Source organism: Acidovorax sp. GW458-11-26-14-TSB4 (assembly GCF_059423865.1).
Genome location: NZ_JBWKYR010000018.1, coordinates 15,426 through 40,026, shown reverse-complemented (window position 1 = coordinate 40,026; position 24,601 = coordinate 15,426). Strand labels below are relative to the sequence as shown.

Genomic DNA, 24,601 nt, shown 5'->3' with positions numbered 1-24,601 from the left:
CCTCGTATCAGTACAGCGGCAGGCTGACGCCCAGCAGCTTCTGGAACATGAAGGCGATGCACAGCAGCACCGCGGCGATCTTGAGGTTGCGCACGCCGAGTAGGACGTGCCCGCAAAACCCGCGCAGAACACCAGGAAGACGATGCCCGCGATCATGTTCACGAAGTCCGACAGGGCCGCGAAGCCGCACAGGCTGGCGAGGATGATGGCGATGCCTGCAGGACCGCAGCGGCCAGGGCGCCGCAACCCCGCGCCTGGACCTCATGCCGCGCGAGGTGGACCTGCTGCGCTTCGACCAGAGCGAGACCGTGTGGTTTGCGGTGTACGGGCACGACGGCCGCCTCATCGCCGGCGACCACGACACCCTGGTGCGCGACGTGCTGCTGCGCTTTTTGCCGCGCGCAGACGCCATGGGCGTGGACCTGGGGGCCGAAGGCCTGGAGCACACCGTGGAGGTACGCGGCAACGCCGCACTCCTCGAAGGCATCTTGAACAACCTGCTGGACAACGCACTGCGCTACGGGCGCGGCCACCCACCGCGCATCACCGTCGCGCTGCAGGTGCGTGGCGAGCACGCCGTGCTGAGCGTGGCCGACAACGGCCCCGGGGTGAATGGCGCACTGGCGGAGCGCCTGCGGCAGCGCTGGGCGCAAGGCGAGGCAGGCGTGCACCTGGGCCAGGGCGCCGGGCTGGGCCTGTCCATGGTGGCGCGCTATGCGCAGCTGATGGGCGGGCGGCTCGCCCTGGACCCGGTACATCCAGTCCCTGGCCTGGTCGCCAGCATCTGGTTGCCGGCGTCTGCGCCCACCGAGAGCCCCTGAGTTCTCAGCATCTGTTTCGCAAGGCAGGCCCTGGTGCACCGCCATCGCCCACCCGCACAACGCCCAAAGACAGGGAAAAAATGAATTGGGAAAATGTTTCCAGGCTTGCGAAACGTCAGCTATTCAATTGATAGCTGAAGATCGTTAGCTGGTGCCCCGAGCCGGGGTCGAACCGGCACGCCCCTTTTCAGGAATGCGGCGGATTTTAAGTCCGCAGTGTCTACCAATTTCACCATCGGGGCGCCGCTGGACATGCAGGGCCATGCCCGTGGCGTGGCCTGCGTTCAGCGTAAACGAAAAAGGGAAGCCGAAGCTTCCCTTTTGAATACTGGAGCGGGAAAAGAGTCTCGAACTCTCGACCTCAACCTTGGCAAGGTTGCGCTCTACCAACTGAGCTATTCCCGCATTTTGCTGCGCTACCGTCGTTACCGTCAGTCTGCATCAGCAAGACTCAAATTATAGCGCCATTTTTGGGGCTTGCAAACTGTGACGCAAAAATTTTGCTCCAAGCGCGAGACCCGCTGCCCGGCATGCGTGCAGCACGCGGAAAAAAGCCCGTATGGAGGCGGGCTTGAACTCGTGGTGCGTACGAGGGAGGAAGCCGCTGGTGCTGCGGCACTTGCATGCTACTACGGAACCGACTCCCGTGGGGCCCCTGCACCAGTACCCCACCACGCTGGAGCCTGCAGCCGGATCGGACCGGCGCAAGTCGCCCGTGCAGGCCGGGGCAGGCCGCCTGACACCGTCCTGAAATCACGCTAAGAAGAGGCCGCGCACTTTCGAACGGTTTCCAGCGTTCTCGTCGTGATGGCCTTGCCGAATTTTTTCTCCAGCAGGGCCCCGAGCGCGACGCCCTTCTCGTCCGGCACGTAGGCTGAAAACACTTCCGTGCGCTCCAGCTTGAAGATGGAGGCTTGCGCCTGCTCCAGGGGCAGCACTACCTCGCCTTCATGGGGCCTTCGAAGAAAGGTGATGACGGGCTTCGCGTTGGCGGGAAACTTGAAATCCGCGAACGGCTCCCGCTCGACAAGCCGCTGAAGGAAGGAAGACGGTCGGACGATGGTTTGGAAAACCCTTCCCAGGTGTTCCTCCATGGCCGCTTCTGCGGCACTTTCCAGGATGGGAACGATCTCGGGTTTGGCCGAAAACGCCACGTTGCCGCTGGACAGAAGCGTCTTCACATCGAAAAAGCCGGCAGCCTCGAAACAGCGCTTGAGTTCCGGCATCTTGCAGTTCATGGGGCTGACGCCCCGCAGAAAAGCGACATAGCGTTCCACAGTCACTCCGGAGTGGTTTGGCAAAAGTCTACTGCCGTCCGGGCGGAGCTCCCTGTCCAGGCACCGAAAGCAAAAAAGCCTGCTATCGGTTCAATAGCAGGCTTTCAATACTGGCAAGAGAAATCTGGAGGCGCGAACCAGAGTCGAACTGGTCTAACCGGATTTGCAATCCGGGGCATAACCGCTTTGCTATCGCGCCGTGAGCCTCAGATTCTAACCGAATTTGCAAACAGGTTTGCCAGCGGCCTTCACGCCAGCGCAAAGTCGACCGCCGCCTTGGCATGCAGGGCCGTGGTATCCAGCAGCGGCAGGTGGCTATGGGCCTGCTGCACCAGGAGTGATATCTCGGTGCAGCCCAGCACGATGGCCTCGCAACCCTGGGCTTGCAGAGCGGCGATGGCCTTCAGGTAGAAGGCGCGCGAGCTCTCGCGCGCGATGCCTTGGCACAGCTCCTCGTAGATGACGCGGTGCACTTCGGCACGCGTGGGCGCGTCGGGCGTGGCAACCGTGAGGCCGTAGTCCTGCACCAGCGTGTCCTTGAGGAACGCCTGCTCCATGGTGAAGGCCGTGGCCAGCAAGCCCAGTTTGCGCAGGCCGCGCGCGCGTGCAGCCTCGCCCACGGGCGCGGCAATGTGCAGAAAAGGCAGCGGCGTGGCCGCGGCAATGGTGCCGGCCAGCTTGTGCATGGTGTTGGTGCACAGCACGATGGCGTCGGCCCCGGCGGCGTGCAGGCGGCGCGCGCTCTCGGCCAGCGACTCGCCCGCGTCGTCCCAGCGGCCTTCGTGCTGGGCCTGGGCGATGGGCCCGAAATCCACGCTGTGCAGGAGCACCTGCGCCGAGCGCAGCGGGCCCAGGCGCGCGCGCACCTCCTGGTTCATGAGGCGGTAGTACTCGGCGGTGGACTCCCAGCTCATGCCACCGATCAGGCCAATGGTCTTCACGACACTCTCCTTTGCAAAAGTGCCATGATCCGCAGCGTGCACTCCATCGTCTATCACGGAATTTCAGCCGCACAGGCCGGTGCCCCCAGCCTCACCGTGGAACTGCTCGCGCGTGCGCCCTACAGTGCCCGCGACAACCCGCACCGTGCCTCGCTGGGCATGGCGCTGGAGCGGCAAAGAGGCGTGCACGCCATCGGCACGGACCGGCGCACGGACTTCGACACCTGGATGGGCACCCTGTCGTACACCCCGCCAGGACTGGACGTGTTCTCGGAGTCGGCCACAGGCGGCGAGTACCTCGTGATCCGCTGGGAGGCGGCCCCTGCCGATGGCATGGACAGGGCACCCACGCGCCCGCAGCGCACCGCCCCACCCGCCCTGCTGCGCCAGGCCCTGGCCCTGCGCGGCCTGCTGGTGCGCCAGGCACCGCCCGCAGCGCTGGAGCCCCTGGTGCAGAGCCTGCTGGCCGGACTCGACACCGTGCAATCGGCCCCCGCCATGCCCTGCGCCCTGGCCGAGCTGCGGCCACCGTACGCCCGCGTGCTCGAACGCATCGACGACGAGATCGGCCACCCCGACGAAGATCTCTCGCTCGCCGCCATGGGCGGCTGGCTGCAGCTCACGCCGCTGGCCTTTCTGCGCCACTTCAAGCAGCTCACCGGCATGACGCCCCACGCCTACGTCAACGAGCGCCGGCTGCAGCGCGCCCGCCACCTGCTGGATGCGGCGCCACAGGGCACGCTGGCCGATGTGGCGGCAGCCGCGCGCTACGCCAGCCAGTCGCACATGGGCACCGCCTTTCGCAAGGCATTCGGCACCACACCCACCACCTACCGCAGCCGCACCCGCCGCTGACCGGCGCGAGCCATAACTCCCCGTCATGGCGGAGTTGCCCCCGTGCCCCTGCCTCGATCCAAAGGCCGTACCTAGACTGCATGGACCGCTTCGGCGGCCCCACTCCCCACCCGAGGTACACCGATGAAATCCCGCTTCCGCCCCCTTGCCGTGCTGGTGCTGGCCAGCCTGATGGGCACCGCCCTGCCCGCTTTCGCGCAGCCAGCGCCCACCGCCGCAGACCGCTACCCCAGCCGCCCCGTGCGCATCGTCATCGGCCAGGCCCCAGGCGGCGCGGTGGACACCATTGCACGCCTGGCAGCAGAGCGGCTGGCCACCCGCCTGGGCCAGCCGGTGGTGGTGGACAACCGGCCTGGCGCGGGCGGCATGCTGGCGGCCGAGACCATTGCCCGCGCCGCGCCGGACGGCTACAGCATCGGCCTGCTCGACGTCGGCGCTCTGGCCGTGAACCCGGTGCTGCAGCCCAAAGTGTCCTATGACGTGGCCAAGGACTTCCGCTACATCGGCACAGTGGCCAAGATCCCGCTGGTGATGGTGGCCCAGCCCGGCATCGCGGCCGCAGCACGGCCGGCCGAACTGATCGCCTACGCCAAGGCCCACCCGGCCAAGCTGACCTATGGCTCGGCCGGTGTGGGCAGCCCGCCGCACCTGGCCTTCGAGACCTTCAAGGCACGCTCGGGCGTGTTCGTCACGCACATCCCCTACCGCGGCGGCGCGCCAGCGCTGGCCGATGTGGTGGCCGGCCATGTGGACCTGACCTTCATCGACACCAACCTGGCCAGCCAGTACCAGAAGACCGGCAAGGTGAAGGCGATTGCCATGGCCATGCTGGAGCGCAGCCCGCTGATGCCGGACGTACCCACCTTCCACGAGTCCGGACTCAAGGGCTTCGAATTCGCCCCCTGGGTGGGCGTGGTGGCCCCGGCCGCCATGCCGGCCGATGCCGCAGCGCGCCTGGCCAGCGCGCTGGAATCCGTCGTCACCAGCACCGAGTTCGCCGCACGCATGCAGGCCCTGGGCTTTTCCCCCTTTGCCACCACCCCAGCGGACTTCAGCGCACTGATGCGCACGGAGCTGCAATCCAACCGCGCCCTCATCAAGGAGCGCGGCATCACGCTGGAGAACTGAGCCATGCAAGAAAAAACCCTGCACCTGGATCCCGTTGCGGGCAGCGGCATGCGCGATGCCCACCCGCGCAACACCTTCGTGGACGCCTGCCACATCCTGGCCCACCAGGGCCACGCCTGCGGCCTGGCCGGCCAGGTGACCGTGCGCGATGGCGATTCGTCGCGCATGTTCACCCTGGCCCTGGGCACCGGGCTGGAAGAGGCAGGCGAATCCTCCACCCTGCTCATCGACGAGCACCTGGCCACCCTGGAGGGCCGCGGCAAGGCCAACCCTGGCGTGCGCTTCCACAGCTGGATCTACCGCCACCACCCCGGCGTGCGCGCCATCGTGCACACGCACCCGCCAGCCCTGTCGGCCCTGTCGATGCTGGGCATCCCCATGCCCGTGGCGCACATGGACGCTGCCGTGTTCCACGAGGACTGCGGCTACCTGGCGCACTGGCCGGGCGTGCCCACGGGCGACGACGAGGGTGCGCTGATCTCGGGCGCGCTGGCGGGCCGGCGCTCGGCCCTGCTGGTCAACCACGGCATCGTCTGCACCGGGGCCACGCTGCAGGAGGCCGTCTACCTCAACGTGTTTGCCGAGCGCAATGCCCGCATGTGCCTGGATGCCCTGGCCATCGGCCCGCTGCAGCCCGTGGAGCCCGCGGCCGCGCAGGAGGCGCACGACTTCCTGCTCCAGAGCGCCATCGTCAACGGCACCTTCGACTACTGGGCACGCCAGGCGGCACGCGCCGCCAACTGAACGATGGCCTGCAGGGCCGCCGCCAGCGCCTGCGGCGGCCTGGGGCCGGCGCGGTGGATCACCACCACCTGCCGGCCCAGATCGGCATCGGCAATGGCAAACCGGGCCAGGCCGCGCGGGGCCACGGCCAGCTCGGGCAGCGCGCTGGGCAGGATGACCAGGCCCACGCCGGCCGCCGCCAGGTCCAGCGAGGCGCTGACCGAACTGCATTCGGCGGCGATGGCCAGCGGTCCGGGCAGCTCGCGGTCGATCACGCGCCGCAGCGCATAGGGCCGGGGCGGCACGATCAGCGGGCGCCGTGCCAGCTCCGCCACCGTCAGCGGCACGGCCTGCGCCCCCTGCGGCAGCAGGCCATAGGCACACATCTCCTCGTGGTACAGGCGCTGCACCTGCACCGCATCGGTGTTCACCGCCAGGTCGTACACCATGCCCAGGTCCGCCTGCCCGCGCACCACCTGGTCCACCACATCTGGAGAGCTGGCCGTGTCCAGCCGCACGACCAGGCCCGGATGGGCCTGACGCAGCGCCGCGACCACGGGCGGCAGCAGGTAGGCTGCCAGGGTGTTGACGCTGGCGATGCGCACATAGCGCACCGCGTCGGCGGCAGAGCGTGCCGTGTCCAGCGCCGCGTCGAGCAGCGCGAACTGCTCGGCCACGCTTTGCGCCAGGCGCTGGCCCGCAGGGGTGAGCGCCATGCCGCGCCCATGGCGCGTGAACAAGGCGCATTCGAGAAAGGATTCGAGCGCGCTGATCTGCTTGCTCACCGCCGGCTGGGTGAGGCCGAGCTTGTCCGCAGCCTTCTGCAGCGAGCCGCCCTGGGCCACCAGCAAAAACGTGCGCAGCAGGCGGTCCTTGTCGTGCATCGCAGCGATTCTATGCAGCCATCGGCGAATCTGCAGGCCCCTAGAATGACCCTGCCCGTCCCCAGCCTCACCACCCACCATCGCCATGCGCCATGCATCCGCCACCCAGCAGACCTGTCACCCCACGCGCCCCGGCACCTGGCGCTTGCTTGCGCCCCTGGTGCTGGCCATGGGCCTGGGTGCCTGCATGACGGCCCACGGCGCAAGCACGCCACCCGAACGCCCACCGGCCGGCACCGAGGTGGACGAGACCCGCAGCGTGGCCCAGCGCCCACGGGCACCGGCGTCCTGCCTGTCGGTGCAGTTGAACGGCGTCACCGTGCTGCTGGACCGCGATGCCCTGGCGCGCCAGGCCGCGGCCAAGCCCACGCAGTGGAAGACCGAGGCCGAGCGCATGGCACTGATCGAAGGGCGCCGCGCCGCCGCCCTGCTGGAGGCCGCAGGCACCGCCCGGGATACCCCCCATGGCTGCATCCAGGTCACGCAGGCGCTGGACGGGGAAGACCAGTCGGTGCTGCTGGCCCACCTGGAGCGCGGGCAGGCCACGGTGCTGGCGCCCGGCGCAGCCAAGGAGGCGGTGGCCGCCGTCTCCATCCGCTACCTGGGCACGCGCTGCGGTCCCACCTGCGGGCGCGGGCACATCATGGTGTCCGTGCCGGGGCAGCCACGGCCCTTTCTGGTGGCGGACTGGTGGGTGTCCTGACCCGGCAACGCCCTCGCGCCATGGCAGTGCTGGCCTTGGCCGTGCCCACCCTGGGGGGTGCGCTCTGGTGGCTGGCGCACCAGCCACACACACCGTCAGGCGCCATCGCCGAAGCCCAGGCCTTCGTGCGCGACGTGGAGCAAGGCCGCTTCGCCGCTGCCCATGCGCGCACGGCACGCAACGCGGCCACCGGCACCACGCTGGAGCAGTTCCAGGCCCATGCGGCCCACCAGCTGTGCCCGCCCGCACAGGTGGGCTACACCCTGCCCTTCCAGTCCCATGGCAACCGCCTGCGGCGCTGGCTCGCCGGGCGCGAGGTGGACGAGCCCCAGGTCACCGTGGAGTTCCAGGGCAGCCCCTGCCTGTTCGGCATCACCCTGCGGCAAGCAGAACCGGGCCAGTGGCGCATCGTGCGCTTTGCCAGCCACGCGGGTTGACGCAAAGCCCTTTCACCGTGCCCTGTGATCACACAAGGCCGCTATGCTTGGAGCCCCAAATCCACGCCGATCCAGAGGCCCGCGTGCTCCTTCCATCCCGTTCCTGCGCTCCACTGCTGTGCTGCTTCGCCCTGCTGCTGTGCAGCACGGGGGTTCAGGCACAGGGCACCACCCGCACTACCGCCGCCGGCCCGGCCGTTCCCTGCAGCAAGCACATGAGCCCTTCCACCTGGCAACTCCTGCCCCGCCAAGGCATCTCCTGCGGCGCCCTGAAGATCGATTTCGGCCAGCCGCGTGCGGCCTTGCGTGCGGCCATGGCCGCCGCCGGCTTCGTGCCTCCCAAGCCCGACCGCTACCAGGATGAGGACGACTTCCAGAGCGCCGACAAGTCCACCTTCATCCGCGTGCGCTACGACGCCGGCGACAAGGTGCAGGACATCGAGTTCCTGGGCGGCATGCTGGCCTACCAGGGTGCACCGCTGCACGGCGGCACCACCTTCGCCGACGTGAAGAAGCGCTTCAAGGCGGCCAAGCTGCAACTGCGCGACACCCAATGGCTGGGCGATGGCCAGGACTGCCCCGAGCTGGGCATCAACATCGCCACGCGCGAGGACGTGGGCGGCGATGGCGACGGCATCGAGTGGGTGATCCTGAGCAGCACCTTCAAATAGAAATGCGCCAGCGGCCTGCCCGATCAGCGGTTTCAAAGGCTCCCACCATGCCCGCAAGCCCCCACGCGCCAAGGCGCCGCACCATGGTCCTGCACGGCGCCCTGTTTCTGCCGCTCTTCTGGGCAGCATCGCCGCAACCCGCCGCCGCACAGGACTGCCTGCGCCTCATCTGCGCGCAGGGCAGTGAGCATTGCACCATCAAGCCCGCCCGGCTGACGGCCCGGATGCCCTCAGGCTTCGCAGTCACGTCGGTGCGCGGCAACACCCTCATCGCCACCCTGGGTGATGCGGCCACCGCCAATTGCCCCGTGGCGGAACGACTGCCCAAGGGGGTCTCCCTGGACCATGCCAGCCTCTACGGGTCCGTGGAAATCTCAGGGCAACTCCTGGCGACTGGCACCCTGAGGTTTGAGCCCAACGACGGCGGGGAACTGGAGTTCAGGCCTGGGATGGAGGCCTTCAAAGGCACCGGTCCCTTCTTTCGGGCCAACTTCCGGCGCATCAAGCTGGACTCGGCGCAGCCTGCCAACAACGTGGTCCCACCGCGCACGCTGGCTGGCGCCGATTGCTGGCAGGCCCAGGCCACGGCACAGCTATCGGACTTCTCGGTGCTGGTCGGCGACAGCTCTGCGGCAGGGACCTATTCGCGCCGGGCACGCATTACCGCCATCCACGGTTTCGCTCGCTGCACGTGGGGTGGCCCTTGAGCATCTGCCCACCAAGGGATCCGCATCTGTTGACCCCAATTGAGGGGCATTGCGCATTTGGCGCGAACAGGACGTTGGCGAACCTGCCTGCAGGCTTGGCACACGCAGAAAGCAGACAAGCTCAGCCAGGTCCGTAAAACAAAAAAGGATCCCGAAGGATCCTTTTTGTTTGCCTGCTGCACGCCATGGCGTGCAGCCTGCGATGTATGGAGCGGGAAAAGAGTCTCGAACTCTCGACCTCAACCTTGGCAAGGTTGCGCTCTACCAACTGAGCTATTCCCGCATTTACCGAAGCCTTACATTGTACATCGTTTAGTACGTTGTGTGCTGCGATGGAATGAATTGTAGCGCACTTTTTGGGGGTCTCTGGAAAATCCCTGAAAAATTTGCGATTCCTTCATTCCACCGACTTCTTTCTTTCCCTGTCCCGTCAGTGCTTGAGGCCGTCCGCCGCCGGAGCACCCGCCTTCTCAGGGGCCGGCGCCACCGATGCGGCCACCTCTTCGTCCGTCAGCGGCACGGGCCGGCTGGCCAGGGCCACTTCCAGCACCTTGTCGATCCAGCGCACGGGCACGATCTCCAGGCCGCTCTTCACGTTGTCCGGAATCTCGGCCAGGTCCTTGACGTTCTCCTCGGGGATCAGCACGGTCTTGATGCCGCCGCGCAGGGCCGCCAGCAGCTTTTCCTTGAGGCCACCGATGGCGGTAACTTCGCCGCGCAGCGTGATCTCTCCGGTCATGGCCACGTCGGAGCGCACCGGGATGCCCGTGAGCGCGGAGACGAAGGCCGTGGTCATGGCCGCGCCCGCGCTCGGGCCGTCCTTGGGCGTGGCGCCGTCGGGCACGTGGATGTGGATGTCGCGCTTCTCGAAGGCCTCGTCCTTGATGCCCAGGATGCGCGAGCGGCTGCGCACCACGGTGCGGGCGGCCTCGACCGATTCCTTCATCACGTCGCCCAGCGAGCCGGTGCGCGTGATCACGCCCTTGCCGGGCATGGCGGCGGCTTCGATGGTGAGCAGATCGCCGCCCACCTCGGTCCAGGCCAGGCCGACCACCTGGCCCACCTGGTTCTGCGCCTCGGCGCGGCCATAGGTGTACTTGCGCACGCCCAAAAAGTCCGGCAGGTTGTCGGCGGTGACGATGACCTTGGGCTCGAGCTTCTTGAGCTGCAGGCCCTTGACCACCTTGCGGCAGATCTTGGACAGCTCGCGCTCCAGCGAGCGCACGCCGGCTTCCCGCGTGTAGTAGCGCACCATGTCGCGCACGGCGGGCTCGGTGATCTCCAGCTCTTCGTCCTTCACGCCATTGTTCTTGAGCTGCTTGGGCAGCAGGTACTTCATGGCGATGCTGGTCTTCTCGTCCTCGGTGTAACCCGACAGGCGGATCACTTCCATGCGGTCGAGCAGCGCCGGCGGAATGTTCATCGAGTTCGAGGTCGCGACGAACATCACGTCGGACAGGTCGAAGTCCACCTCGACGTAGTGGTCGCCGAAGGTGTGGTTCTGCTCGGGGTCCAGCACCTCCAGCAGCGCGCTCGACGGGTCGCCACGGAAGTCGGTGCCCAGCTTGTCGATCTCGTCCAGCAGGAACAGCGGGTTGCGCGTGCCCACCTTCGAGAGGCTCTGCAGCACCTTGCCCGGCAATGCGCCGATGTAGGTGCGGCGGTGCCCGCGGATCTCGGCCTCGTCACGCATGCCGCCCAGGGCCATGCGCACGTACTTGCGGCCGGTGGCCTTGGCGATGGACTGGCCCAGCGAGGTCTTGCCCACACCCGGTGGCCCCACCAGGCACAGGATGGGGGCCTTGACCTTGTCCACGCGCTGCTGCACCGCGAGGTACTCGAGGATGCGGTCCTTGACCTTGTCCAGGCCGTAGTGGTCTTCGTTGAGCACGCCCTCGGCGTTCACCAGGTCGTGCTTGATCTTGGTCTTCTTGCTCCAGGGCAGGCCCGTGAGCACGTCGATGTAGTTGCGCACCACGGTGGCCTCGGCCGACATGGGCGACATGAGCTTGAGCTTCTTGAACTCGGCATCGGCCTTCTTGCGCGCCTCGGCGGGCATCTTGGCGGCCTTGATCTTCTTCTCGATCTCTTCCATGTCCGCGCCGTCTTCGCCTTCGCCCAGTTCCTTCTGGATGGCCTTGACCTGCTCGTTGAGGTAGAAGTCGCGCTGGTTCTTCTCCATCTGGCGCTTCACGCGGCCGCGGATCTTCTTGTCGACGTTGAGGATGTCGACCTCGCGGTCGAGCTGCTCGAACAGGTTTTCGAGGCGCGCCTTCACGTCCGACAGGTCGAGCACGATCTGCTTGTTCTCGAGCTTGAGCGGCAGGTGCGCGGCAATCGTGTCGGCCAGGCGGCCCGGGTCGTCGATGCTGGAGATGCTGGTCAGGATCTCGGGCGGGATCTTCTTGTTGAGTTTGACGTACTGGTCGAACTGCTGCATCACCGCACGGCGCAGGGCCTCGATCTCGCTGGGCTTGCTGGCCTCGGCGGCGGGCTCGACCGGCGTCACGGTGGCGGTGAAGTGCGTCTCCGCATCCTCGATGGACGCCACCAGCGCGCGCTGCTGGCCCTCGACCAGCACCTTCACGGTGCCGTCGGGCAGCTTGAGCATCTGCAGGATGGTCGAGACGCAGCCGACGTCGAACATGTCGGCCACCGAGGGCTCGTCCTTGGCGGCGGCCTTCTGGGCCACCAGCATGATGCGGCGGTCGGCCTCCATGGCCAGCTCCAGCGCCTTGATGCTCTTGGGGCGGCCCACGAAGAGCGGTATCACCATGTGGGGGAACACCACCACGTCACGCAAGGGCAACAGCGGCAGGTCGATGGGGGTGGCTGGCAGGGGGGTATGTCCGGACATGGAAATCCTCAGTTAACTCTGTGGCATATGGTCCACATGTGGGGATTTTCAACCCCCGTGCCCAGCCGTGCTGGCACAAGGGTTGAATGGCGGCGTAGCCAGGCGCGGTGCATGCAAGGCACTTGCATGCACCGCGGGGACATGTCAGGCCTTTTTGGCTGCTTCCCGGTACACGAGAAGCGGCGGCTTGCTCTCTTCGATAGTGGACTCGTCCACCACGACTTTCTCGACATTGCTCTGGTTGGGCAGGTCGAACATGGTGCCGATCAGCGATTGCTCCAGAATGGAGCGCAGGCCGCGCGCACCGGTCTTGCGCGCCAGCGCCTTGCGGGCGATGGCCTTGAGCGCGGCGGGGCGGATCTCCAGGTCCACGCCTTCCATGGCCAGGAGCTTGCTGTACTGCTTGACCAGGGCGTTCTTGGGCTCGGTCAGGATCTGCACCAGCGCATCTTCGCTCAGCTCGGCCAGCGCGGTCACCACAGGCATGCGGCCCACCAGCTCGGGGATGATGCCGAACTTGATCAAGTCCTCGGGCTCGATCTCGGTGAACACCTCGGTCAGCGAACGCTGCTTCTTGCTCTTGACTGATGCGCCAAAGCCGATGCCCGAGGCCTCGGTGCGGTTTTCGATCACCTTCTCCAGGCCCGCGAACGCGCCGCCGCAGATGAACAGGATGTTGGTCGTGTCGATCTGCAGGAAATCCTGATTCGGGTGCTTGCGCCCGCCCTGGGGCGGCACGCTGGCCATGGTGCCTTCGATCAGTTTCAGCAGCGCTTGCTGCACGCCCTCGCCCGACACGTCGCGGGTGATGGAGGGGTTGTCCGACTTGCGCGAGATCTTGTCGATCTCGTCGATGTAGACAATGCCGCGCTGGGCCCGCTCGACCTCGTAGTTGCAGCTTTGCAAGAGCTTCTGGACGATGTTCTCCACGTCCTCGCCCACGTAGCCGGCCTCGGTCAGCGTGGTGGCATCGGCCATCACGAAGGGCACGTCCAGCATGCGTGCCAGGGTCTGCGCCAGGAGCGTCTTGCCCGAGCCCGTGGGCCCGATCAAGAGGATATTGCTCTTGGACAGCTCGACGTCGTCCTTGTGCGCCTTGTCCTTGTGGCGCAGGCGCTTGTAGTGGTTGTACACCGCCACGGCCAGCGTGCGCTTGGCCACGTCCTGGCCGATGACATAGTTGTCCAGGTTGGACTTGATCTCCAGGGGCGTGGGCAGATCGCTCTTGGCGTCCTTGGTCAGGTCGCCTGCGGGCAGCTCGTCACGGATGATTTCGTTGCACAGGTCAATGCACTCGTCGCAGATAAAGACGGACGGTCCGGCGATCAGCTTCTTCACTTCGTGCTGGCTTTTGCCGCAGAAAGAGCAGTAGAGGGTTTTCTCGCTGGAGGAGCCTTTTTTCTCGGCCATGGGGGCAATGCCTTGTTACTGAAAGTTGTCGGGAGATGATAACCAAATAAAAAGCGGCGTTCTCTCCCGGGAAAACTGCCCTGCCCGCCAGCGGGCAATGCCCGGTGGCTGCAGGAAATCCCGAACTTACCCCCAGCGCCACGCCAGGGCAAGTGTCCGGAACCGGTTCTCAGGGAAACGAACGCCGCCGACTGCCGCCCGGATCAGGGGCGCTGGGCGATCACCTGGTCCACCAGGCCGTACTCCTTGGCCTCGTCGGCCGTGAGGAAGTAGTCGCGCTCGGTGTCGTTCTTGACCTTTTCGAGCGGCTGGCCCGTGCGCTCGGCCAGGATGCGGTTCATCTGGTCCTTGGTGCGCAGGATGTCGCGGGCGTGGATCTCGATGTCGGTCGCCTGGCCGCGTGCGCCGCCCAGCACCTGGTGGATCATGATCTTGGAGTTGGGCAGCGAGAAACGCTTGCCCTTGGCGCCAGCCGCCAGCAGGAAGGCGCCCATGCTGGCCGCAAAGCCCACGCACATGGTGGACACATCGGGCTTGATGAATTGCATGGTGTCGTAGATGGCCATGCCGGCCGTCACGCTGCCGCCAGGCGAGTTGATGTAGAACGAGATGTCCTTGTCGGGGTTCTCGCTCTCCAGGAAGAGCAGCTGCGCCACCACCAGGTTGGCGGTCTGGTCGTTGACCTCGCCCACCAGGAAGATGATGCGCTCCTTGAGCAGGCGCGAATAGATGTCGTAGGAGCGCTCACCGCGTCCGGACTGCTCGATGACCATGGGGACCATGCCCAGGGCTTGTGTATCCAGTGAACTCATTTTTTCTCCAGTCAGGGGCGTACTGTACCCAGAAATGAATTGGGGCTTGTGCGTCAAAGCACAAGCCCCTTGTATCAGACCGATGCCGAACCACCCGCAGGGGACGGTTCACGCACGAATCTTATTGTTGGCCCATGAGTTCATCGAAGGACACGGCCTTGTCGACCACCTTGGCCTTGCCCAGCACGTAGTCCGTCACGTTGTTCTCGATGACAACGGCTTCCACTTCGGCCAGGCGTTGGCGGTCGCCGAAGTACCAGCGCACCACGTCTTCGGGCTTCTCGTAGCTGGCGGCCAGCTCGTCGATGTGGGCCTTGAGCTGCTCGGGCTTGGCCTGCAGTTCGTTGGCACGCACCAGCTCGGCCACCACCAGGCCCAGGCGCACGCGGCGCTCGGCTTGCGGACGGAACACGTCGTCAGGGATCTCGGCCTTGTCGGCGTCCTTCAGGCCGCGCTGCTTGAGGTCGGCACGGGCGCCTTCCAGCAGGCGGGCGATTTCGGCCTGCACGCTGGCGTTGGGCAGGTCCAGCTCGGCCTTGGCGACCAGGGCGTCCATCACGGCTTGCTTGTTGCGGGCCAGCAGGCGGAACTTGACTTCGCGCTCCAGGTTCTTCTTGATGTCGGCGCGCAGGCCTTCCACCGAGCCGTCGGCGATGCCCAGCGACTTGGCCAGGGCGTCGTTCACTTCGGGCAGGTTGGCGGCTTCGATCTTCTTGACGGTGACCAGGAAGTCGGCCGTCTTGCCGGCCACGTCCTTGCCGTGGTAGTCGGCAGGGAAGGCCAGCGGGAAAGTCTTGGACTCGCCGGTCTTCATGCCGCGCACGGCTTCTTCGAATTCCTTGAGCATCTGGCCTTCGCCGACCAGGAACTGGAAGTCCTCGGCCTTGCCGCCGTCGAAGGGTTCGCCGTCGATCTTGCCTTCGAAGTCCACGGACACGCGGTCACCGTCTTCGGCAGCGGCGCCCTGGGCGCGCTGGGCGAAGGTGCGGCGCTGCTTGCGCAGGATGTCGATGGTCTTGTCGATGGCCGAATCGGTCACCTCGGCCGACAGCTTCTCGACTTCGGCGTCCGACAGGTCGCCGATCTTGACTTCGGGGAACACTTCGAAGATGGCGTCGAAGGTAACCTGGCCTTCGGGAGCGCCTTCCTTCTCGGTGATGCGGGGCTGGCCGGCCACGCGCAGCTTGGCTTCGTTGGCGGCCACGGCAAAGGCTTCACCCACCTTGTCGTTGAGCACTTCGTACTGCACGGAATAGCCGTAGCGCTGGGCGACCACGTTCATGGGCACCTTGCCGGGACGGAAGCCGTCCATCTTCACGGTGCGCGCCAGGCGCTTCAGACGCGTGTCGACTTCGGTCTGGATCACGGTCAGGGGCACGCTCAGCGTGATCTTGCGCTCGAGCTTCTCAAGGGTTTCAACAGTAACGGACATGGCTATTCCTCTAAGACTCTAAGAATGTGATCGTGCTCGCTGCAGCGCAGTATTCCGCAAGGTTTCACATGGTTTTGGTGCGCGGGGGGGGACTCGAACCCCCACACCATTGCTGGCGTCAGGACCTAAACCTGGTGCGTCTACCAATTTCGCCACCCGCGCGGTTCAACAACAAACAGACAGGCGGCAGGGATGCCCGCCGCCTGTGTGAAATCGGTCAACCTTTGATTTTAACCTGTAAAGCAGGGTGCTCCAATTTCCGCAGGCCCATGGCGTGCTGGTATCTACCCTGCCCAGGCATCCCCCCTGCCATGGGCAGGGGGATTGCCGGGGCCTTGGCTTCAGGCTGTGGTCAGGCGCTCGTCCTCGGGCCGCTTCACCCGGAACCAGGCCGCGTACATCGCCGGCAGGGCCAGCAGCGTGAGCACCGTGGCCACGATCAGGCCGCCCATGATGGCCACGGCCATCGGCCCCCAGAACACGCTGCGCGACAGCGGGATCATGGCCAGCACGGCAGCAGCCGCCGTCAGCACGATGGGGCGCAGCCGGCGCACGGCCGATTCCACGATGGCATCCCAGGCCGGGATGCCCTTGGCGCGGTCCTGCTCGATCTGGTCGATCAGGATCACCGAGTTGCGCTGGATCATGCCCATCAGCGCAATCACGCCGAGCAGCGCCACGAAGCCGAAGGGGCGGTTGAGCAGAATCAGCGCGCCCGCCACGCCGGCCAGGCCCAGCGGCCCGGTCAGGAAGACCAGCATCGCGCGGCTGAAGCTGTGCAGTTGCAGCATCAGCAGCGTGAAGGTGATGAACAGCATGATCGGGATGCCGGCCGCGATGGAAGCCGAGCCCTTGGAGCTTTCCTCCACGGCGCCTGCCACCTCGATGCGGTAGGCACCCTGGCCGGCTTCGCGCCACTTGGCCTCAATGGCGCGCAGGCCCGGCAGCAGTTGCGCGGTGACGGTGGCGCCCTGCAGGCCTTCGGTCACGTCGCCCTGCACGGTGATGGCGTAGTCGCGGTTCTCGCGCCACATCACGCCCGGCTCCCAGGTGAACACGGGCTTGGCGATCTGCGTGAGCGGGATCGACTTGCCCGATGCCGTGGGCAGGTAGGCGTTGGCGATGTCGGTGATGGCGTTGCGCTCATCCAGCGGCTGGCGCAGCATGATGTCGATGAGCTTGTCGCCCTCGCGGAACTGGCCCACGGTGGTGCCCGACAGGATGGTCTTGCTCGCTTGGGCGATGGACTGGCTGGTCACGCCCAGGGCGCGCGCCTTGGCCTGGTCCACTTCCAGGCGCAGCACCTTGACCGACTCGTTCCAGTTGTCGTTCACGCCGCGCATCTGCGCGTTCTCGCGCAGCGCGGCCTTGACCTCGTCGGCATGGGCGCGCAACGCCAGCGGATCAGGGCCGACCACGCGGAACTGCACCGGGTAGGGCACGGGCGGCCCGTTGGGCAGCAGCTTGACGCGGCCGCGCACTTCGGGAAACTCCTGCGCCAGGATGGTGGGCAGCTTGATGCGCAGGCTCTCGCGCAGCTTCAGGTCCTGCGGCACCACGATGAACTGCGACACGTTGCTCTGCGGGAACACCTGGTCCAGCGGCAGGTAAAAGCGCGGCACGCCCGAACCCACCCAGGTGCTCACGGTGGTCACACCCGGCTCGGCCAGCAGGCGCGCTTCCACGCGCTTGGTCACCTCTTCGTTGCCCACGAAGGAGGTACCTTCGGGGAACCACACGTCCACGATGATCTCGGGGCGGCTCGAATCGGGGAAGAACTGCTGCTGCACCTTGCCCATGCCGAAGATGCCCAGGGCAAACGTGCCCACGGTCAATGCGATGGTGATCCAGCGGTGGCGCACGCACCAGGTCACCAGGTGGCGGAAGGCGTTGTAGAACGGGCTGTCGAACACCTCGTGCCCGCCGGCCTCCACGCCATGGTGCTCCTGGGCATGGGCCACGTGGGCCGGCACCTTGAGCAGCAGGGTCCCCAGGTAGGGCACGAAGTAGACCGAGACGATCCAGCTGAGCACCAGCGCGATCACCGTCACCGCAAAGATGGCGAAGGTGTACTCGCCCGTGGTCGACTTGGCGATGCCGATGGGAAGAAAGCCCACCGCCGTGATCAGCGTGCCCGTGAGCATGGGCATGGCCGTGAGCTCGTAGGCGAAGGTGGCGGCGCGCACCTTGTCATAGCCCTCTTCGAGCTTGAGCACCATCATCTCCACGGCGATGATGGCGTCGTCCACCAGCAAGCCCAGGGCGATGATCAGTGAGCCCAGCGAGATCTTGTGCAGCCCGATGTTCCAGTACCACATGCCCAGGAAGGTCACGGCCAGCACCATCGGAATGGTGATGCCCACCACCAGGCCGGGGCGCGGGTCGATGTACCAGCGCTTCCACAGCGGGTTCTTGCCGGGCCGCTTGTGAAAGCCCAGGGCGATGAAGCTCACCGCCAGCACGATGACCACGGCCTCGATCAGCACCTTCACGAACTCGTTGACCGAGGTGGACACGGCCTTGGGCTGGTCCTGCACGTTCACCAGCTTCACGCCCGCAGGCAGCAAGGTGCCGATGCGGTCGGTGGCGGCATGCAGCGCCTTGCCCAGGGCGATGATGTCGCCGCCCTTGGTCATGGAAACGCCCAGGGCGATCACTTCCTTGCCCTGGTGGCGTACCTTCACGGCGACCGGGTCCACATAGCCGCGCTTGATCTCGGCGATGTCGCCCAGGCGCAGCTGCGCGCCCGAGGGGCCGCGGATCGGCATGGCCGCGAGGTCTTCCACCGCATTGAACTGGCCGGCCACGCGCACCTGCACCTGGTCCAGCGGCGTCTGCACGGCGCCCGCGCCTTCCACGGCGTTCTGCTGGCCCAGCTGGGCCAGCACCTGGTTCATGTCCAGGCCCAGCTGCGACAGGCGCTTTTGCGAGATTTCGATGAAGAGCTTTTCGTCCTGCACCCCGAACAGCTCGACCTTGGCCACATCGGGCACGCGCAGCAGCTGCTGGCGCGCGTCGTCGGCAAAGGTCTTGAGTTCGGCGTAGCTGAAGCCTTCGGATTCGAGCGCGTAGATCACGCCGTACACGTCGCCGAAGTCGTCGTTGAAGAACGGCCCCTGGATGCCCGCGGGCAGGGTGTAGCGCATGTCGCCGATCTTCTTGCGCACGGTGTACCAGACGTTGGCCACCTCGCTGGCCTTGGACGAGTCCTTGATCTGGAAGATGATCTGCGACTCGCCGGGCTTGGAGTAGCTGCGGATCTTGTCGGCGTAGGGTACCTCCTGCAAGGTGCGCTCGAGCTTGTCGGTGACCTGCTCGGCCACCTGCTGCGCCGTGGCGCCGGGCCAGTAGGTGCGCACCACCATGGCGCGGAAGGTGAAAGGCGGGTCTTCGTCCTGCCCCAGCTGGAAATAGGCGGCAAAGCCCAGCAGCATCAGCACCACCATCAGGTAGCGCGTGAGCGCGGGGTGGTCGAGCGCCCACTTGGAGAGGTTGAACCCCTCTTTCGGTTGCATCTGGCTCATGGCGGGCCCTTACTTGGAAGCGGGGGCCGCAGCCACGGGCGAGGCTGCTGGTGCCACCGGCAGCGCCACATTGCCAGCCGCCGTCTGCGCCTTGGCGGCCGGGGCCACGCTGTTCTTGGGCTGGTACACCGTGACCTTCTGCCCGGGCGAGAGCACATGCACGCCGGTGGACACCACCTGCATGCCCGGGGTCAGGCCACCGGCCACCACGGCCTCGTTGCCGTCGGCCGTGGCGATCTGCACCACCTGCGATTTCACCGTGCTGCTGGCCGCGTCGTACACCCACACCGCCGTGGCCTGGCCTTCCTGGCGCAGCGCGCTGGTGGGCAGCTTGATGGCCACCACACCGGCATGGCCCAGCACCTTGGGCTGGGCATACACCGTGGCGCCCAGCGCCGGAGCGTCCTTGCCCTCGATGGCCACCTTGACCTGGAAGGTGCGCGTGGCCGCATCGGCACTGGCCGCCACCTCGCGCACCTTGCCGGCCATCTCGGGGCCGCCCGACCAGCCGCGCACGGCCACGTCGGAACCCACGGCGATCTGCGCCACCTTGTCCTCGGGCACGGCAAACACCACGTCGCGCGGGCCGTCCTGCGCAATGCGCACCACCGGCGTGCCGGCCGCAACGACCTGGCCCGGCTCGGCTTCGATGCCCGTGACCACGCCCGACACATCGGCCACCAGGCGCGTGTAGGTGGCCTGGTTGCCCTGCGACGACAGCTGGGCGCGCGCCTGGTCCAGCGTGGCCTGCGCGGCCTTCAGCGTCGCGTCGCGGCGCTCCAGCTCGGCGCCGCTGATGAAGTTCTGGTCCTTGAGCGTCTGGTAGCGCTTGTAGTCCGCCGCAGCCAGGTCGCGCTGCGTGGTGGCCGAGGCCAGTTGCGCGCGGGCCGAGTCGGCGGCCAGCTGGTAGTCGCGCGGATCGAGCTGGGCCAGCACGTCACCGGCCTTCACGCGCTGGCCCAATTCAGCCTGGCGCTGCACGATCTTGCCCGCCACGCGAAAGCCCAGGCGCGATTCCACGCGGGCACGCACCTCGCCCGCATACTCCACCTGCGACTGCAGGGCACCCACGCCCACCGTCATCAGCTTGACGGAGCGCACCGGCTCCTCGGGCGGGGCCGGCTGGGAGCAGGCGGCCAGCACCAGGGCCGAGGCCGCCAGCAACAAGAATCTGGAGGGCCGGTGGATGGGCCGCGAGGCGGAGGGTGTGCGCATGGAAAATCCGGTGAATGAAAAAGCCGACACGGAAAACAGCCAGCGCACGCCCCGCAGCCTGCAAGCTGCGTCAGGGTAAACACTGGCACCAACAAGTTACTGACTGACTGGTTAGTAATCTATGGGAAACGCCCCCGCCTTGTCAAGCGACAATCACCGCCGTGAACCCTAACCCGCCCACCCCGCCCGCCAGCGCCGCGACACCGCTCTCCCCCGCCCTGCAGGGCGCGCCCGCCGTGGCTTCGCCGGTCACGCACTACGAAAACTTCCCGGTTGCCTCGCTGCTGTGCCCGCCGCACCTGCGCCCGGTGATCGCCGCCATCTACGCGTTTGCGCGCACGGCCGACGACATCGCCGACGAGGGCGATGCCCTGCCTGCCCAGCGCCTGGCCGACCTGGCCGCGTTCGACGCCGACCTCACCGCCATTGCCGAAGGCCGCCCCCCCTCGCCCCGCTGGGCCGACGTGTTCCTGCCACTGCAGGCCGTGCTGGTAAGCCACCGCCTGCCCGTGCCGCTGCTGGCCGACCTGCTGAGCGCCTTCGCCCAGGACGTGGAAAAGACCCGCGATGCCGAGGGCTATGCCGACCGCACCGAGCTGCTGGACTACTGCCGCCGCTCGGCCAACCCCGTGGGCCGGCTGCTGCTGCACCTGTACGGCGTGAACGGCGACCAGGCCCTGGCGCAGAGCGACGACATCTGCACCGCCCTGCAGCTGGCCAACTTCTGGCAGGACCTGAGCGTGGACATCCCGCGCGGGCGCCACTACCTGCCGCGCGAGGACTGCGCCGCGCATGGCGCCTGCCAGACCGAGCTGCTGGAACTGCGCAGCACGCCGGAAAACGCCCGCCTCATCCTGGAGCTGGCGGCCTGGGCCCGCGCCAGCATGCTGCGCGGCGCCCCGCTGGTGCACCGCCTGCCCGGCCGCGCCGGCTGGGAGCTGCGCATGGTGGTGCAGGGCGGCCTGCGCATCCTGGACAAGGTGCAGGCCCTGAAGGGCGCCAGCCTGCACACCCGCCCCAAGCTCAACCCCTGGGACTGGTGCGTGATGCTGGGGCGGGCGCTGGTGATGTAGCAGCCGCGCCAAGCACTGGCATGAAGGGGAGGAAGCAAACTTTGTCGTACCGGCATTTCTTCAAGGCCCTCCAGTGGGGGCTGATCCTCTTTTGCCTGGGCTTTGCCATCGTGGGCGGCGTGGTGGCCGAGCGCCTGCTGGAGTTGCTGCACTGCCAGCCGCATGCCAACCCCGCGCTGCGCAGTTGCGCCTGGCTGTCCAATGCGCTGGGCATGCGCCTCACCCCGTTCCTCACGGCCGGGGGCGTGACCGACTACCCCTTTGTGCTGCTGCACAACTTCTGGGCGCTGATCGCACTGTGGGTGCTGGCCCTCGTGGGCCTGCGCCGGGCCGCGCGCAACGCCGCCACGGCGCCGGTGGCGGTACCGAGCCGCAGCCAGGCCGCCGCCCCCGGCGTGGCCGGTGCCGGCCTGGCCCGCTGGGCAGCGCGCACCCTCTTCTGGGCACTGCTGCTCGGGCTCATTGGCTTTTGCATCGCCCTAGGCATGCCCATCCTGGGCACCCAGGTGGCCCGGGAGGTTCTGGGCACACTGGGCTGTTCGCCGGGTACCTTCGATCCCTTCTCATCGCCCTGCATGTCGGCCCCGGGCTTCTGGACGCACCGGCTGGCGCTCTACGTCATTCCGCTCGCGGGCCCGCTCATGGCACCGGTTTGGCTGGTGATGGCGTTCTGGGATGTGCTGATCACATGGATGCTGCTCACGGCGGCGGCGTACTTCGTGCAACGCCGGCTGGCACTACGCATCGCCTAGCCACGCGCAGAACGCGAGCGAAACCGCGTCCTGCGCAGCGCGCGGCGACAGCATCCAGTAGTACTGCTTGTCGCCTGAAAGCAGTTGCGGAAAGGGCATGGCCAGCAGCCCGCTGGCCAGCGCCTCGCCCAGAAAGCGCGGGTTGCCCAGCGCCACGCCCAGGCCCTGGATGGCGGCCTGCACGCTCAGGTGGGCATGGTCGAACACCAGGTCGCCGGCGGGCTGGATGCCCTGCGTGCCCGTCTCCCGCAGCCACTGCTGCCAGACCAGCGGGGTCGAGCGGCTGTGCAGCAGCGTGTGCCGTGCCAGATCGCGTGGCGCCTGGATGGCCTTGGCGCCCACCAGCAGCGCGGGGCTGCACACAGGGGTCAACACATCGGGAAGAAACGCACCCGCACTGATGTTGCGCCAGGGCGTGCGCTGCTGCAGCGCCGCCAGCTCGCCATCGGCAAAGCAGCGGATCGAGACGTCATAGTCCGCCGGCTCGAAGTCGAGGTGGCCCACGGTAGTGACGAGCTGCACGTCCAGCCCCGGCATCTGCGCGCAGAAGGCCGCCAGGCGCGGAATCAGCCACTGCGTGGCAAAGGTGGAGGTGGCGTTCACCGCCAGCGTGTTGCGCCGCATGGGCCGCTTTATGCCGGCCGTGGACCGGGCCATCAGGTCCAGCGCGCCGGTCAACCCCGGCAGGTAGGCCGCCCCCGCCGGCGTGAGCGCCAGGCCCCGCCCCTGGCGCTGCACCAGGGCCACGCCCAGCCATTCCTCCAACGCCTTGATCTGGTGGCTGACGGCGCTTTGCGTCACGCTGAGTTCCTGCGCGGCCTGTGTGACGCTGAGCAGTCGGCCCGCCGCCTCGAAGGCGCGCAGCATGTTCAGCGGCGGCAGGCGGCGCGGCGCACCCGGAATGGCGGGACCATTTTTGGCATGAGCTGATTTCATGGGTGTGCAAATTATTGTCCATAGTCGTCTGCACCGCCGCTGAGTAGCATCGGGCCCATGCAAGGACACAACTGGTTAGATTTGCTCATTGTGGGCCGGGCTGGCGAGATGCCTGGGCCGCACCCTGACAGACCATCCCCTGAGCAAAGCCCTCCCACCTGCCGAGGACATGTCCATCCTGCCATGACGCAGCCATCGGGCGGCGCCACACTGACCCCCTCCCGGACCTCCATGACTGCCTCCAGCGCCACCCCGACCTCTGCCGCCGCCCCCGCACGACCGGCAATGCCCGCCACGGCCACCAGCCGCGCCGCGGCGCATGGCACACGCGTGGCCTTCTTCATCAGCGGCTTTGCCATGGCCGCCTGGGCGCCGCTGGTGCCATTCACCAAGGCACGCCTGGCCATCGACGAGGCCACGCTGGGCATGCTTCTGCTGTGCATGGGCGCGGGCTCCATCGTCTCCATGCCGCTGGCCGGTGCCTTCAGCGCGCGCTGGGGCTGCCGCCGTGTGCTGGCGGCCTCGGCCCTGCTGGTGTGCGTGGCCTTGCCGCTGCTGGCGCTGGCACCTTCGGTGCCGTGGCTGGGGGTGGCGCTGCTCCTCTTCGGCGCAGGCATCGGCGGCCTGGGCTGCGCGGGCAACATCCAGGCGGTTCTGGTGGAGCGGGCCCACGGCCGGCCCATGATGTCGGGATTTCACGGCCTGTTCAGCCTGGGTGGCGTCGCGGGGGCCGGCAGCATGATCGCGCTGCTGAGCGTACTGAACGCCTCGCTGTGGCAGGCCACCAGCGCCGTGGCCGCCGTGGTGCTGGCCCTGCTGGTGCTGGCCGGGCCGCATTTCCTGGCCCAGGGCGGTGCGCAGAACGGCCCTGCGTTTGTTCGCCCCACAGGCGTGGTGATATTCATCGGCACCCTGTGCTTCATCCTCTTCCTGACCGAAGGCGCCATGCTGGACTGGAGCGCCGTGTTCCTCACCCAGGTGCAAGGCCTGCCCGCCGAGCGCGCGGGCCTGGGCTATGCCGCCTTCGCCACGGCCATGACCGTGGGCCGCCTCACGGGCGACCGCTGGGTGCAACGCATCGGCCCGCAGCGCGCGGTGCTCGCGGGCGCCCTGCTGGCCGCCGCCGGCCTGGCGCTGGCCACGCTGGCTCCCACCTGGCCGCTGGCCCTGCCCGGCTTTGCGCTGGTGGGCCTGGGCTGCTCGAACATCGTGCCGGTGCTGTTCTCCCTCGCAGGCCGGCAGCACGCCATGCCCGAGAGCCTGGCCGTCCCTGCCATCGCCACCATGGGCTACGCCGGCGTGCTCATGGGGCCGGCGCTGATCGGCTTCGTGGCCCACGGCACCAGCCTGGTAGTGGCCATGCTGGTGCTGGTGGCCTTGCTGGTGGCTGTGGCGGCCAGTGCCCGCCGGCTGGGCCACCTCGATTGACTTGACGGAACAACG

21 protein-coding genes, 5 tRNA genes and 1 pseudogene are annotated in these 24,601 nt (G+C 67.2%); 11 read left to right on the top strand and 16 right to left on the bottom strand.

All coding sequences use genetic code 11. The features are described from left to right. Nucleotides 1–7: 7 nt before the first annotated feature. Nucleotides 8–213, bottom strand: a pseudogene (locus AC07X5_RS25915) (tripartite tricarboxylate transporter TctB family protein); the annotation flags it as partial. Nucleotides 214–263: 50 nt separating this feature from the next. On the opposite strand from AC07X5_RS25915, the gene AC07X5_RS25910 reads away from it, so the two are divergent. Next, nucleotides 264–821, top strand: a complete 558-nt coding sequence (locus AC07X5_RS25910; protein WP_494772468.1) for a sensor histidine kinase — start codon at nucleotides 264–266, stop codon at nucleotides 819–821. A 149-nt stretch (nucleotides 822–970) separates the two neighbouring features. Here AC07X5_RS25910 and AC07X5_RS25905 read toward each other — a convergent pair. From AC07X5_RS25905 to AC07X5_RS25885, 5 genes are all read right to left on the bottom strand, one after another. Further along, a tRNA-Leu gene (locus AC07X5_RS25905) sits at nucleotides 971–1,063 on the bottom strand. An 87-nt stretch (nucleotides 1,064–1,150) separates the two neighbouring features. Continuing rightward, nucleotides 1,151–1,226 (bottom strand) — tRNA-Gly (locus AC07X5_RS25900). Between the two features lie 353 nt (nucleotides 1,227–1,579). After that, on the bottom strand, nucleotides 1,580–2,098 hold the full coding sequence (locus tag AC07X5_RS25895) for a DUF1697 domain-containing protein (RefSeq protein WP_494772467.1): 519 nt from the start codon (nucleotides 2,096–2,098) through the stop codon (nucleotides 1,580–1,582). A gap of 125 nt (nucleotides 2,099–2,223) precedes the next feature. Further along, nucleotides 2,224–2,297, bottom strand: a tRNA-Cys gene (locus tag AC07X5_RS25890). A gap of 49 nt (nucleotides 2,298–2,346) precedes the next feature. Beyond that, nucleotides 2,347–3,039, bottom strand: a complete 693-nt coding sequence (locus AC07X5_RS25885) for an aspartate/glutamate racemase family protein (protein ID WP_494772466.1) — start codon at nucleotides 3,037–3,039, stop codon at nucleotides 2,347–2,349. Nucleotides 3,040–3,063: 24 nt separating this feature from the next. On the opposite strand from AC07X5_RS25885, the gene AC07X5_RS25880 reads away from it, so the two are divergent. The 3 genes from AC07X5_RS25880 (at nucleotide 3,064) to AC07X5_RS25870 (ending at nucleotide 5,766) form a co-directional block, all read left to right on the top strand. Beyond that, nucleotides 3,064–3,894 carry a helix-turn-helix domain-containing protein gene (locus AC07X5_RS25880; RefSeq protein WP_494772465.1) on the top strand — a complete coding sequence of 277 codons (831 nt, stop codon included), beginning with the start codon at nucleotides 3,064–3,066 and terminating at the stop codon, nucleotides 3,892–3,894. 123 nt (nucleotides 3,895–4,017) lie between these two features. Beyond that, on the top strand, nucleotides 4,018–5,022 hold the full coding sequence (locus AC07X5_RS25875; RefSeq protein ID WP_494772464.1) for a Bug family tripartite tricarboxylate transporter substrate binding protein: 1,005 nt from the start codon (nucleotides 4,018–4,020) through the stop codon (nucleotides 5,020–5,022). Nucleotides 5,023–5,025: 3 nt separating this feature from the next. After that, nucleotides 5,026–5,766, top strand: coding sequence for an aldolase (locus tag AC07X5_RS25870; protein WP_494772463.1), 741 nt, complete (start codon nucleotides 5,026–5,028; stop codon nucleotides 5,764–5,766). On the opposite strand, the gene AC07X5_RS25865 is transcribed toward AC07X5_RS25870, so the two are convergent. Then, the gene (locus AC07X5_RS25865; protein ID WP_494772462.1) at nucleotides 5,730–6,629 is read right to left on the bottom strand and encodes a LysR family transcriptional regulator; all 900 of its coding nucleotides are present in this window, start codon (nucleotides 6,627–6,629) and stop codon (nucleotides 5,730–5,732) included. The two genes, AC07X5_RS25870 and AC07X5_RS25865, sit on opposite strands and share 37 nt — an antisense overlap. A gap of 85 nt (nucleotides 6,630–6,714) precedes the next feature. Here AC07X5_RS25865 and AC07X5_RS25860 point away from each other — a divergent pair, with 85 nt between their 5' ends. The 4 genes from AC07X5_RS25860 to AC07X5_RS25845 all read left to right on the top strand — a co-directional run bounded on the left by AC07X5_RS25860 (nucleotide 6,715) and on the right by AC07X5_RS25845 (nucleotide 9,147). Beyond that, a complete protein-coding gene (locus AC07X5_RS25860) occupies nucleotides 6,715–7,332 on the top strand; it encodes a hypothetical protein (RefSeq protein WP_494772461.1) in 618 nt (205 codons plus the stop codon). 20 nt (nucleotides 7,333–7,352) lie between these two features. Continuing rightward, nucleotides 7,353–7,769, top strand: coding sequence for a hypothetical protein (locus tag AC07X5_RS25855; protein WP_494772460.1), 417 nt, complete (start codon nucleotides 7,353–7,355; stop codon nucleotides 7,767–7,769). Between the two features lie 215 nt (nucleotides 7,770–7,984). After that, on the top strand, nucleotides 7,985–8,440 hold the full coding sequence (locus AC07X5_RS25850) for a hypothetical protein (RefSeq protein ID WP_494772459.1): 456 nt from the start codon (nucleotides 7,985–7,987) through the stop codon (nucleotides 8,438–8,440). A 47-nt stretch (nucleotides 8,441–8,487) separates the two neighbouring features. Further along, nucleotides 8,488–9,147 carry a hypothetical protein gene (locus AC07X5_RS25845; RefSeq protein WP_494772458.1) on the top strand — a complete coding sequence of 220 codons (660 nt, stop codon included), beginning with the start codon at nucleotides 8,488–8,490 and terminating at the stop codon, nucleotides 9,145–9,147. A 207-nt stretch (nucleotides 9,148–9,354) separates the two neighbouring features. On the opposite strand, the gene AC07X5_RS25840 is transcribed toward AC07X5_RS25845, so the two are convergent. The 8 genes from AC07X5_RS25840 to AC07X5_RS25805 all read right to left on the bottom strand — a co-directional run bounded on the left by AC07X5_RS25840 (nucleotide 9,355) and on the right by AC07X5_RS25805 (nucleotide 20,397). Continuing rightward, nucleotides 9,355–9,430 (bottom strand) — tRNA-Gly (locus AC07X5_RS25840). 147 nt (nucleotides 9,431–9,577) lie between these two features. Further along, complete coding sequence (gene lon / locus AC07X5_RS25835; RefSeq protein WP_494772457.1) at nucleotides 9,578–12,004, bottom strand: endopeptidase La; 2,427 nt, start codon at nucleotides 12,002–12,004, stop codon at nucleotides 9,578–9,580. 144 nt (nucleotides 12,005–12,148) lie between these two features. Continuing rightward, complete coding sequence (gene clpX / locus AC07X5_RS25830; protein WP_494772456.1) at nucleotides 12,149–13,414, bottom strand: ATP-dependent Clp protease ATP-binding subunit ClpX; 1,266 nt, start codon at nucleotides 13,412–13,414, stop codon at nucleotides 12,149–12,151. A gap of 203 nt (nucleotides 13,415–13,617) precedes the next feature. Then, complete coding sequence (gene clpP, locus AC07X5_RS25825; protein WP_007855689.1) at nucleotides 13,618–14,226, bottom strand: ATP-dependent Clp endopeptidase proteolytic subunit ClpP; 609 nt, start codon at nucleotides 14,224–14,226, stop codon at nucleotides 13,618–13,620. A gap of 121 nt (nucleotides 14,227–14,347) precedes the next feature. After that, nucleotides 14,348–15,658, bottom strand: a complete 1,311-nt coding sequence (tig, locus tag AC07X5_RS25820; protein ID WP_409956738.1) for a trigger factor — start codon at nucleotides 15,656–15,658, stop codon at nucleotides 14,348–14,350. 75 nt (nucleotides 15,659–15,733) lie between these two features. Continuing rightward, a tRNA-Leu gene (locus AC07X5_RS25815) sits at nucleotides 15,734–15,820 on the bottom strand. A 179-nt stretch (nucleotides 15,821–15,999) separates the two neighbouring features. After that, complete coding sequence (locus AC07X5_RS25810; protein ID WP_409956736.1) at nucleotides 16,000–19,182, bottom strand: efflux RND transporter permease subunit; 3,183 nt, start codon at nucleotides 19,180–19,182, stop codon at nucleotides 16,000–16,002. Between the two features lie 9 nt (nucleotides 19,183–19,191). Further along, nucleotides 19,192–20,397 carry an efflux RND transporter periplasmic adaptor subunit gene (locus AC07X5_RS25805; protein WP_494772455.1) on the bottom strand — a complete coding sequence of 402 codons (1,206 nt, stop codon included), beginning with the start codon at nucleotides 20,395–20,397 and terminating at the stop codon, nucleotides 19,192–19,194. Between the two features lie 161 nt (nucleotides 20,398–20,558). Here AC07X5_RS25805 and hpnC point away from each other — a divergent pair, with 161 nt between their 5' ends. Both hpnC and AC07X5_RS25795 read left to right on the top strand, forming a co-directional pair. Continuing rightward, nucleotides 20,559–21,470 carry a squalene synthase HpnC gene (gene hpnC / locus AC07X5_RS25800; RefSeq protein WP_494772454.1) on the top strand — a complete coding sequence of 304 codons (912 nt, stop codon included), beginning with the start codon at nucleotides 20,559–20,561 and terminating at the stop codon, nucleotides 21,468–21,470. 41 nt (nucleotides 21,471–21,511) lie between these two features. Then, a complete protein-coding gene (locus AC07X5_RS25795) occupies nucleotides 21,512–22,222 on the top strand; it encodes a hypothetical protein (RefSeq protein WP_494772453.1) in 711 nt (236 codons plus the stop codon). Here the strand turns inward: AC07X5_RS25795 and AC07X5_RS25790 are convergent. Then, entirely contained in the window at nucleotides 22,208–23,158 is a 951-nt protein-coding gene (locus AC07X5_RS25790; protein ID WP_494772452.1) for a LysR substrate-binding domain-containing protein, read from the bottom strand. The genes AC07X5_RS25795 and AC07X5_RS25790 overlap by 15 nt on opposite strands. A 231-nt stretch (nucleotides 23,159–23,389) precedes the next feature. On the opposite strand from AC07X5_RS25790, the gene AC07X5_RS25785 reads away from it, so the two are divergent. Continuing rightward, nucleotides 23,390–24,586, top strand: a complete 1,197-nt coding sequence (locus AC07X5_RS25785) for an MFS transporter (protein WP_494772451.1) — start codon at nucleotides 23,390–23,392, stop codon at nucleotides 24,584–24,586. Nucleotides 24,587–24,601 lie beyond the last annotated feature (15 nt).